The following is a 9,385-nucleotide window of genomic DNA, read 5'->3' on the forward strand; positions in this document are numbered from 1 at the left end:
ACAAATCATCCTAACCTCGTACCGAGTGACCTGAGTGCCTTCTTGCCTCAGAAGGAAGAATCAAACCAGACATAGCCTGATTGCTCTGCATCTCACCACCCACCACCTAGCTAGACTAGATAGATAGTACTTTACTATATTACTACCACGAATCGTGGTACGACCCCCTGATTGACTAGCTACCACAACCGTTATTCACGCCTTTTTTATACTCTCTACTCAGGGATCAGCATCGCGAGCCAGTTGACTGGCTGTCTATGTCACCTATTGTGACTTTCTTGCTCGCTCACTCGGTACGAGGTGTGAGTGTGACTCTACGACCAGAACCCCGATTACTCGCTGAAAACCGCTACTCGAGCAATCCGAGATCCTCAAGCCGCACTACGATCACGTCGACAGCCTGTTCAGCTGTCTGTCCGCCTTTTCCCTCCAGTCACGACCAGCTTACCAGACCCGAACAGCAGAGCAACAACCTCTGGCTCATCGAATCGATACACCAGTCTGGAGGACTGTTCTGGCTCATACTCGATCTTCGCGAGGCCAAGCCCAATCGCGATTGCGTTTAGGTCGAGATTTCGCCCCAGGTCGGCGCTACTGACGATGTTTTGAACGACGATTTCTGGCTCATCTTCGACTTGGATTTGGAGTTCTCGGAGTTTTTCGAAGACGATCTTCAGGCTCTCGTGGACGTCATCGGTACTTTTCGCTCCGGTACGGACGATCTTCCCCGAACCACGATCAGGGCGGCGGATTTGGGGTACGGTAAGACAAGACCGAAGAACTGTTCCGGGGCGTAGTCGGATCCTTTGAGGCCCATAGCGACGCTCTGGAGATCAAGTTCCTATCCAATACCGGTCGACGCTATTACCTCGAGAACCAACCCCGTCCGACGCGGGATTTCGACGCACAACGGAATCGTTATACCGTTCAGTTAGCAACATCCGCTATCGAATATGGGTGACGGCACGTCTGGGATCGACGGGACAGGAGACCGCGATCGGTCGAAGCGAGCGGTGAGCTGAAATGCGAGTCGGTGTCGTCGGAGCCGGAATGTCCGGACTGTCGCTCGTGCGGGCGCTCGACGAACGGGACGTCGACGTCGTCGCGTTCGAGGCCAACGACGAACCTGGTGGCGTCATGCGAAGCAGACGCGTCGACGGACGCGTCCTCGAGCTAGGGCCACAGCGGCTTCGACTCTCCCCCCAGATCGAATCGCTGGTCGACGACCTCGGACTGCGCGACCAGTTGCAGTTCGGGGACGACGATCAGCCGCTGTACGCCTATCACGACGGGTGCCTCAGCGTCGTTCCGCTGTCGGTCAAAGAAGCGCTGACGACGGATCTCCTCAGCCCGCTCGGGAAGCTTCGGATCCTGAAAGAACCGATTACCGGTCCGCCGCGTCCCGACGAGACGGTCGACGAGTTTCTCACCCGGAAGTTCGGCCGCCAGGCAGCTCGCCGATACCTCGGACCGCTGTACAGCGGGCTGTACGGTACCGATCCACAGGACATGCTAATGGAATACTCGCTCGGGAAAGCGATCGAGAAGGCGGGTATCGACGGGAGCATCCTCCTGTGGGTCGGTCGAAAGATCGTCGGCGGACGGAATACGCCGCCGATCTGTACGTTCGAGAACGGACTCGGCCAACTGCCGGAACGACTGTACGAGACCCACGCCGATGCCATCTCCCTCGAGACACCCGTTACCGACGTTCGCGAGACCGACGACGGGTTCGAACTCGTCACCGATTCCGGGACCGAGACCGTCGACGAAGTCGTCCTGACGACGCCTGCACCAACCAGCGCGGCGCTGCTTTCGAACGTCGACTCGGGCCTCGAGGCGACGTTACAGCGATTCAACTACAACCCGATCGGGATGGTATACCTCGAATCCGATTTCGATCGCGACGGGATCGGAACGCTCGTCGGGACGCACGCTGACGCCACAATCAGCGGGCTGACCTGGAACGCGAGCTTCCTCGATCGCGACCGGCTGTTTACCTGTTATATCGATTCAGGGAGCTACCCCGAAATGACCGAGAGCACCGACGACGAACTCGGATCGGTCGCGGCGTCCGAGTTCGAACGGATCACGGGGTCGGCGGCGACGCCGATCCACGTCCACCGCTGGGAGCCGGGAATGCCGGCGTACGACCGGTCGTGGACAGCGATGGACGACCTCGATCTGCCGACGGGAATCCACCTCTGTTCGAACTTCGTCGGCCGGGCCGGAATCCCCGGACGCGTCCGGAACGCGACGCGACTCGCGGACGAACTCGCCGACGGCTGAGCGGCGAGGGAACGGGTGTCACGGCGGCCCCTCGGCCGAAACGATGCCAGGGCGACCCGCCGGACTGCCGCGTTCGAAGTACCTAAACCGATCCCATCGTAACGGCCCATATGGAGACCGGCATTGTCCTGTTGAACTTCGGCGAACCGGCCGCACCAGAGCGCGAAGAGGTCCTCGAGTATCTAACGCGGATCTTCTACGACAACGCCTCGCTCGAAGACGCCGAGACCGAAGACGAAGCGTGGGAACGGTCCCGAGAACTGGCCCAGCGACGCCTGCCCAGCCTGATGGAAGAGTACGAGGAGATCGGTGGCTCGCCGCTACAAGAGCAGGCGACCGCGCAGGCCGAGGCGCTCGCGGAGACGCTTGCAGACCGCGGCCACGATATCAGCGTCTATCACGCGATGCAGTTCATGGAACCGTTGATTCCGGACGTCGCCGCGGACGTCGCCGACGAGGGGCTCGACTCGATCATCGCGATCCCGATCTACCCGCTGTGTGGTCCCTCGACGACGGTATCCGCGATCGACGCACTCGAGACATCGATCGACGATATCGACGGCTACGAGCCGGAGTTTAGCGCGATCACCGGCTGGCACAGAGCGCCGGCCTACAATCGGCTTCGGGCCGAGGGGATCACCGAATTCGTCGAGGAAGAAGAGATCGACCTTCAGGATCCCGACACCGCGTTCGTCTTCTCCGCACACGGCACGCCGACGAAGTATCTCGAGGACGGCAGCCGCTACGACCGGTACGTCGAGGAACACGCCGAAACGATCGCCAGCATGATCGGCCTCGACGACTACGAGATCGGTTACCAGAACCACGCCAACCGCGGCATCGACTGGACCGAGCCGGAAACCGAAGCCGTCGTCGAAGGACTCGAGGGCGACGCCGAACGCGTCGTCGTCGAACCGATGAGTTTCATGCACGAACAGTCCGAGACCCTCGTCGAACTCGACGTCGACCTCCGCGAGGACGCCGCCGAAGTCGGGCTGGATCTCCACCGAGTGCCGGTTCCACACGACGATCCGCGGTTTCCGAATCTTTTGTCGGACATCCTCGAGCCGTTCCTGTCGGGCTTCGAGCCGTCGTACTACCAGCTTCGCCAGTGTGAGTGTCGTCCCGAGGCGGGAACCTACTGCTTCAATTCCGGACTGCCACCACAGCAGTAGTTGCGGCCCGTTCCCGTCGCCGCAGTAGTTGCGCCAGAGTCCCATCACCGCAGTGGTTGCGACCCGTTTCCGCCTCCGCAGTCGTCATCGATACGACCGTTTCGCCGGCCGATACGGCCGTTTTATCGACTATTTTTCGCCGCGTCGAAGAACGCTTCGACGTTTTCGACCGGAGTGTTCCGATCAACGCCGTGGCCGAGATTGAGGATGTGGCCGGATTCGCCCGCAGCGTCGACAACCTCGTGGGTTCGCTCTCGAACAGTTTCCGGATCGCCGTACAGCAATGCCGGATCGAGGTTCCCCTGGACTGGCTGGTCGCCGAGTTCGTCTCGAGCCCGTGCGATATCGACCGTCCAGTCCAGGCCGACGACGTCGGCACCGCTGTCGGCGAGCAGGTCGAGATTGCCGCTTACGTTGCGAGCGAACATGATCGTCGGAACGTCGACCGCATCCAGTACCTCCCGATGCAGCGGCAACAAGAATTCGCGGTAGTCCGCGGGGGAGAGGAGCCCGGCGTACGTATCGAACAGTTGGATCGCGTCCGCGCCCGCTTCTTCCTGGTACGTGACGTACTCGACGAGAACGTCGGTAAAGGCTCGAAGCAATCGCTCGAACGCGTCCGGGTGTTCCGCACGGAGTCGTCGGATTTCCATGAACGAACGCGAGGGCGTCCCCTCACAGACGTACGCCGAAAGGGTAAACGGCCCGCCGGCGAAGCCGAGCACCGCGGCCTCCGAACCGAGTTCCGCGGTGAGTCGTTCGATGAGAGCGCCGACGTACCCGAGCTGTTCGCGGACGTCCCCGCGTTCACGGCGGGTGTCTGCAGGAGACTCGACCGGGTTCTCGACGACCGGACCGACGCCGGACTCGAGGTGGTAGGAAAAGCCCAGCGGTTCGAGGACGGTGAGAATATCCGAGTACATGACGACCCCGTCCGGCTGGAATCGCTCCCAGGGCTGCAGCGAGATTTCCGCGGCGATCTCGGGCGTCGAAATGGCCTCGAGAAACGAGTAGTCCTCCCGCAGCTCGCGGTATTCCGGTAGATATCGCCCGGCCTGGCGCATCATCCATACCGGCGGCCGTTCGGTCCGTTCGCCTCGAGCCGCCCTGAGGAAGAGATCTCTCATACTCGGACCTTGGCGGGGGAAGGGCCTAATAGTTGTGAATTGCCGGCACAACGGCGATTTGAAGGACAGGGACCGAGCTGAGACCGTATCGTTCACTAGCGGTCAGGTATATAGTATGGAAAAACAATATACTGCTCGCACCCGAAAGACACTGCAGTTGCCATGCCCGACGAAGTCTCGAACGCCGACGGTACCTTGCTCGTTCCGATCGCAAACCCCGAAACCGCCACCCGCCAGCTCGATACCGCAATCGAAATCGCGATCGATCGGTCGTACCGAATCCTTCTCGTCTACGTTCTCGAAGTGCCGTCGCAACTGTCGCTCAACGACGGCCGTCGATACCTCCTCGAGGACGAAGACGAGCAACTGCTGATCGACGCCAAATCGCGTGTCGAGGCCGCTGGTGTTCCCGCCGAGAAACGAATCCGGATCGCTCGGGGCGTCGCCACGGGGATAACCGGTGCCGTCGAAAAATACGATATCGACGCCATCCTGATGGGGTGGCGCGGCCGACCGCCCCGACAGGACGTTATTCTGGGAAGCCACCTCGACAAAGTTCTGCGAAACGCCGAGTGTGATGTCCTCGTCAAACGAATCAAGACGCCGTCGCCGGAGGAGGTCGAATCCGTCCTCGTTCCAGTTGCTGGCGGCCCCCACGACGGCTTTGCCGCCGAGGCTGCCGCCTCGATCGCCCGCCGCAATGACGCTTCCGTCACACTGTTACACGTATTCGATCCCGACGACCCTGATCGCCCGAGAGAAGACGCACGAGCGCTGCTCGCAGAGACGGCAGACACGTTCGAAGGCGTGCAATCGATCGACAGCGAACTCGTCGAAAGCACCGACGTCGCCGGGACAATTACCGATTGGACGACCGAACACGACGTAACCGTACTCGGTGTTTCACGCGGGGGACTTCTCCAGCGAGCAGTACTCGGAACGATTTCGGAAGCGGTCGGCCGGCACGCTGCCGGCACGGTCGTACTGGCAAAGCGACACGATCCCGTCTCGTCGCGACTTCGGCGCCTGCTCCCGTGACGGTGCTGCCGGCCGTCGGTGGGTTCCAGTAGCGAGAGACACCATACAGTCGATACCGAAACATGGCAAACACACTAACTGACGACGTCACGTCGGCTCTCAAGGACGCCTTCCCCGAACGAGGCGTCGACGATATCCGGCCCGCCGGCCCTTCCTGGAACGACCGGAATCAGACGGTCGGCGTCAGCTTCAGCGATGACCAAAGCGCCTTTCTGAAGGTGGCAGTCGACGGAGACGCCTCTCGAATCACCAGAGAATGTGCGGTGAACTTCACCGTGCTCGAGATCAGCTCGTACCGAACGACAGCGATATCACCGAACGGCTGGTGACGGCTCTCCACGAGGGCTACACGCAACGTGCTGGCTCGCTTCCCGCGGGATTCGAGGAACGGACCCCGGTATACAACGCAGTCAGATTCCTCGGGACCTCGGGCTTCTTCGAGAAGTGGGTCGAATTCACAGATCAGCCGCCGGCGGAAGCCGCGACGTGGGTCGAAACCGAGATGCAGCGACGTCTCGAGAACAGCAGATAACGCTTCGTCGCTAAGAAGTTCCGTTTCGAGTCACTGAAACGAAGGAGCGAATTTCAAGTAGCATCCATGAATTTCGTGTTGGCAAAAACGCTTATGCCAGGTGGATCAGACCTTCTCATATGACTAACCGGACGGAGGGAGAACTCGATGCAGCACTCGAACATATTACAACGATTTCTGACCATATAGAAGAAACGGAGCAGTTGACAGCGATTCAGGACGAGAAAATTACGGAGATATATCGGGAGATTTCGGATTTGAGTGCATCGATGGAAGAGGTCGCCGCGAGTTCCGAAGAAGTGACGACCGCCGCGGAAACCGCTCGGGAGGCGGCAAATACCGGGAAAGGTGTCAGCGAGGACGTCTGGAAGACGATGGGTGAAGTGGTCGAGTCCGCCGAACAGCTCGCAGCGACGACGGACCGACTCGAACAGCAGATGTACGAAATCGACGACGTCATCGAAGTCATCAGCGACGTTGCAGACGAAACTAATTTGCTGGCGTTGAATGCCTCCATTCAGGCGGCTCGTACGAACAGCGGGGGAGAGGGATTCGCAGTCATCGCTGACGAAGTCAAATCGCTCGCGGCCGAAACGAGCGACCACGCTGATTCGATCTCCGACGAACTCACGGAACTGCAAGGCCAAACGGACAAAGCGAGTCAGGAAGCTCGAGAGACCAACGAGCACCTTCGAGAAGCGAGTAGCGAACTGGAAGGCGTCATCGACCGATTCGAACGGATCACCGAAACCGTCGACGAAGCTGCGGTCGGAATCGCGGAGGTCGCAGCCGTCAACGACGACCAGGCAAACGCCGTCGAGAGCGTTACCGACGGCATCGAACAGATCGATACGCGTTCCGAACGCGTCACCTCGGAAATGAATGAAGCCGGTTCGCTGGTCGACCGACAGACCGAGATCGTCGAGCACCTGACGTCGTATATCCACAACCTTCCGGGGATGGCCTACCGGGTCAAAAACGAAGATGGATGGCCAGTGATGTTCGCCTCGGACGGCACAGAACGTCTCACCGGGTATACGAGCGACCAACTACTCGCGGGTACCGTCTCGCTCGGTGAGGATGTGATTCACGAGGACGACGGTGACGACGTTTGGGATGCCGTTCAGGCGGCTCTCGACGACCGCCGAAGCTTCGACATCGCATACCGTATCAGAACTGCACGGGGCGAGGTTACGCCCGTGCGAGAACAAGGTCAAGGCGTGTACGACGAGCAGGGCGAGGTGATCGCAATAGAAGGGTTCATGGTGGAGAACGTAACCGAACAGACAACTCAACTGTACTGAGACGAGACTTTTTCGACTGACCGACCACACTGCTGTTCATCGTGGCCGATCAGAAATGGCCACCGGAGACCACGGGTAATCAAGCCAACCATTATGTCCAGGCGAATACTGATCTGAACTACGAATACAATGGCTGGAGCCAATCACATCGACGACCCGATCCGATCAATTCTCGTCGCAACCGACGGAAGTGACTCCGCAAAGGACGCGCTCGAGCGAGGGCTACAACTCGCCGAGGCAACCGGTGCAAACGTCCATATCCTCTCCGTGGTCGATACAACGTCGAACCCGATGCGGTTCGGTGTAGCGGACGTTGCTGAACTGCACGAGACCAGAGAACGAGTCGTCGACGAAATCGTTGCAGCCATCGACAACCGTGATATCGAGGTTCACGGATCGATTCGTCGCGGCCACCCCGCGAGTACGATCCTCACCTACGCCGACGAAAACGCGATTGACCTGCTCGTGATCGGACGGACAGGACGTGGGCGAGTGGCTGAAGCACTTCTCGGAAGTACCGCGGATCGACTCGTCCGGCAGGCATCGATTCCCGTGATCGTCGTACCAGCAGATGAGGATAGGGACGAAGACGGCCGACAAAACGATAGTAGCCACTGAAACGATTTGCAGACTGCAGTGATACGGACTGTGGAGCGCTGTATCTCACACATGCTCGCGCCCTCTCCTGGTCACGCTCCCTGAGGTGGGGAACTTAGCACCGCAATTCAACTAAGAGTGAGCAACGGCACGGTGATGGTGGGCGGGTTTCGGTGTCTCGTAAGGGGGAGGTGGTTCCCGCGGGTTACTCGTAGTAATCGATCCGTTCGATAACGTCGGCGAATGCGACGTTTTCCTGCACCTGTGTGATCTCTATTCGCACGCGTTCTCCCTTATCGGCATCCGAAACGATAACGACATATCCGCGCTCAACGCGCGTGATTCCGTCGCCCTGATCGCCAATATCTTCGATCTCGACCGTTCGAGTTTCACCCTCTTCGACGGGTGGTTGCAATGAGTCGGACGTCGACGTGGATGTTCGATCAGCTGTCGACTCGGGTTTCGGGGCAGCCGCTGATGTCGACGTCGATGTTGACGTTGATTCCGTCTGTTCTGTGGTGTCCGTAGCGGACTGCAACACTGCGACTCGGTACGAGTGTTCCTCGTCTATATCGCCGAGTTGGAGTTCCTGCTCGGGAACTTCGATAACGTATGATCCATCTCGCTCTTCGATTTGTCCTGAAAACAGACAAAGAAGTCGTTCAGATATCTTCATTGGATATGCCTTAGTTTAGGAGATACGATTACAGATCCTTGAGTCTACTGATGGGTGGTATCGGAACCAACCGGAGGGTTCGAACTTCGTCCTTCGACGAATATTGCTCGAGGCGGAGCATTGTGGGCCTCTCGAGCGAATCGACGTTCGAACCGACTTCGGTGACTGTATCTCCAACACCACAATGTCCGTTGTTATTTTGATGTTTTGTGGCAAGAACTGCGGACATCATGGAGTAGGGTGAGAGAAGAGAGAAATAGAAATAACAGTTTTGGGGGGCTGAAAGGCAGGAAAGCCGGGAAAGAATTGAATCCATTTCGAAAACACCACCGTGTCCGCTGTTCGGGCGTGTCACCACTACTCTTCTTGCGAGAAACACGAGAAAGGCGGCCGGTAAACACACCACCGTGTCCGCTGTTCGTGAGGAGGGAAGTTTCCTTTGCGGAGAGAACAGCGGACATAGTGGTGTATCTAGCAGCCTAACGCAGACTGTTGCTACCTCTCAGTTGCCGAACGCGACCAGCAAAAGAATCGGCGAATCAGACGTATGTAACGGCATGGTAAGTATCAGTACCTCACAAATCAGTCTCAGCTAACCGGCGCTGAAGTGTGATTTACCGACGAGTCAGAGCCGAATCCGTTCTCCG

9 protein-coding genes and 1 pseudogene are annotated in these 9,385 nt (G+C 58.9%); 7 read left to right on the forward strand and 3 right to left on the reverse strand.

Annotation, left to right across the window (positions count from 1 at the left end; translation table 11 throughout):
• Window positions 1–349 precede the first annotated feature (349 nt).
• A pseudogene (locus tag GS429_RS00160) lies at window positions 350–898 on the reverse strand (TATA-box-binding protein).
• 125 nt (window positions 899–1,023) lie between these two features.
• Here GS429_RS00160 and hemG point away from each other — a divergent pair.
• Window positions 1,024–2,289, forward strand: coding sequence for a protoporphyrinogen oxidase (gene hemG / locus GS429_RS00165; RefSeq protein ID WP_160061515.1), 1,266 nt, complete (start codon window positions 1,024–1,026; stop codon window positions 2,287–2,289).
• Between the two features lie 110 nt (window positions 2,290–2,399).
• Window positions 2,400–3,464, forward strand: coding sequence for a ferrochelatase (gene hemH, locus GS429_RS00170; RefSeq protein WP_160061517.1), 1,065 nt, complete (start codon window positions 2,400–2,402; stop codon window positions 3,462–3,464).
• Window positions 3,465–3,586: 122 nt separating this feature from the next.
• On the opposite strand, the gene hemE is transcribed toward hemH, so the two are convergent.
• Entirely contained in the window at window positions 3,587–4,591 is a 1,005-nt protein-coding gene (gene hemE / locus GS429_RS00175) for a uroporphyrinogen decarboxylase (protein ID WP_160061519.1), read from the reverse strand.
• A gap of 162 nt (window positions 4,592–4,753) precedes the next feature.
• On the opposite strand from hemE, the gene GS429_RS00180 reads away from it, so the two are divergent.
• The 5 genes from GS429_RS00180 to GS429_RS00195 all read left to right on the forward strand — a co-directional run bounded on the left by GS429_RS00180 (window position 4,754) and on the right by GS429_RS00195 (window position 8,083).
• Window positions 4,754–5,629 (forward strand): universal stress protein, encoded by an 876-nt coding sequence (locus tag GS429_RS00180; RefSeq protein ID WP_160061521.1) that lies wholly within the window; start codon window positions 4,754–4,756, stop codon window positions 5,627–5,629.
• A 62-nt stretch (window positions 5,630–5,691) separates the two neighbouring features.
• Entirely contained in the window at window positions 5,692–5,958 is a 267-nt protein-coding gene (locus GS429_RS22035; RefSeq protein WP_235920691.1) for a hypothetical protein, read from the forward strand.
• Window positions 5,955–6,161 carry a hypothetical protein gene (locus GS429_RS22040; RefSeq protein ID WP_235920692.1) on the forward strand — a complete coding sequence of 69 codons (207 nt, stop codon included), beginning with the start codon at window positions 5,955–5,957 and terminating at the stop codon, window positions 6,159–6,161. Before GS429_RS22035 ends, GS429_RS22040 begins: the two co-directional genes overlap by 4 nt.
• A 119-nt stretch (window positions 6,162–6,280) precedes the next feature.
• The gene (locus GS429_RS00190) at window positions 6,281–7,465 is read left to right on the forward strand and encodes a methyl-accepting chemotaxis protein (protein ID WP_160061523.1); all 1,185 of its coding nucleotides are present in this window, start codon (window positions 6,281–6,283) and stop codon (window positions 7,463–7,465) included.
• Between the two features lie 129 nt (window positions 7,466–7,594).
• A complete protein-coding gene (locus tag GS429_RS00195) occupies window positions 7,595–8,083 on the forward strand; it encodes a universal stress protein (protein ID WP_160061525.1) in 489 nt (162 codons plus the stop codon).
• A 184-nt stretch (window positions 8,084–8,267) separates the two neighbouring features.
• On the opposite strand, the gene GS429_RS00200 is transcribed toward GS429_RS00195, so the two are convergent.
• Complete coding sequence (locus GS429_RS00200) at window positions 8,268–8,738, reverse strand: TRAM domain-containing protein (RefSeq protein ID WP_160061527.1); 471 nt, start codon at window positions 8,736–8,738, stop codon at window positions 8,268–8,270.
• Between the last annotated feature and the right edge of the window lie 647 nt (window positions 8,739–9,385).

The organism is Natronorubrum halalkaliphilum, from assembly GCF_009834785.1.
GTDB lineage: Archaea > Halobacteriota > Halobacteria > Halobacteriales > Natrialbaceae > Natronorubrum > Natronorubrum halalkaliphilum.

What these genes read in the sequence shown, in the direction of transcription:
- hemG (WP_160061515.1), top strand. Translation starts at nt 1,024, where the DNA reads ATGCGAGTCGGTGTCGTCGGAGCCGGAATGTCCGGACTGTCGCTCGTG.
- hemH (WP_160061517.1), top strand. Translation starts at nt 2,400, where the DNA reads ATGGAGACCGGCATTGTCCTGTTGAACTTCGGCGAACCGGCCGCACCA.
- hemE (WP_160061519.1), bottom strand. Translation starts at nt 4,591, where the DNA reads ATGAGAGATCTCTTCCTCAGGGCGGCTCGAGGCGAACGGACCGAACGG.
- GS429_RS00180 (WP_160061521.1), top strand. Translation starts at nt 4,754, where the DNA reads ATGCCCGACGAAGTCTCGAACGCCGACGGTACCTTGCTCGTTCCGATC.
- GS429_RS22035 (WP_235920691.1), top strand. Translation starts at nt 5,692, where the DNA reads ATGGCAAACACACTAACTGACGACGTCACGTCGGCTCTCAAGGACGCC.
- GS429_RS00190 (WP_160061523.1), top strand. Translation starts at nt 6,281, where the DNA reads ATGACTAACCGGACGGAGGGAGAACTCGATGCAGCACTCGAACATATT.
- GS429_RS00195 (WP_160061525.1), top strand. Translation starts at nt 7,595, where the DNA reads ATGGCTGGAGCCAATCACATCGACGACCCGATCCGATCAATTCTCGTC.
- GS429_RS00200 (WP_160061527.1), bottom strand. Translation starts at nt 8,738, where the DNA reads ATGAAGATATCTGAACGACTTCTTTGTCTGTTTTCAGGACAAATCGAA.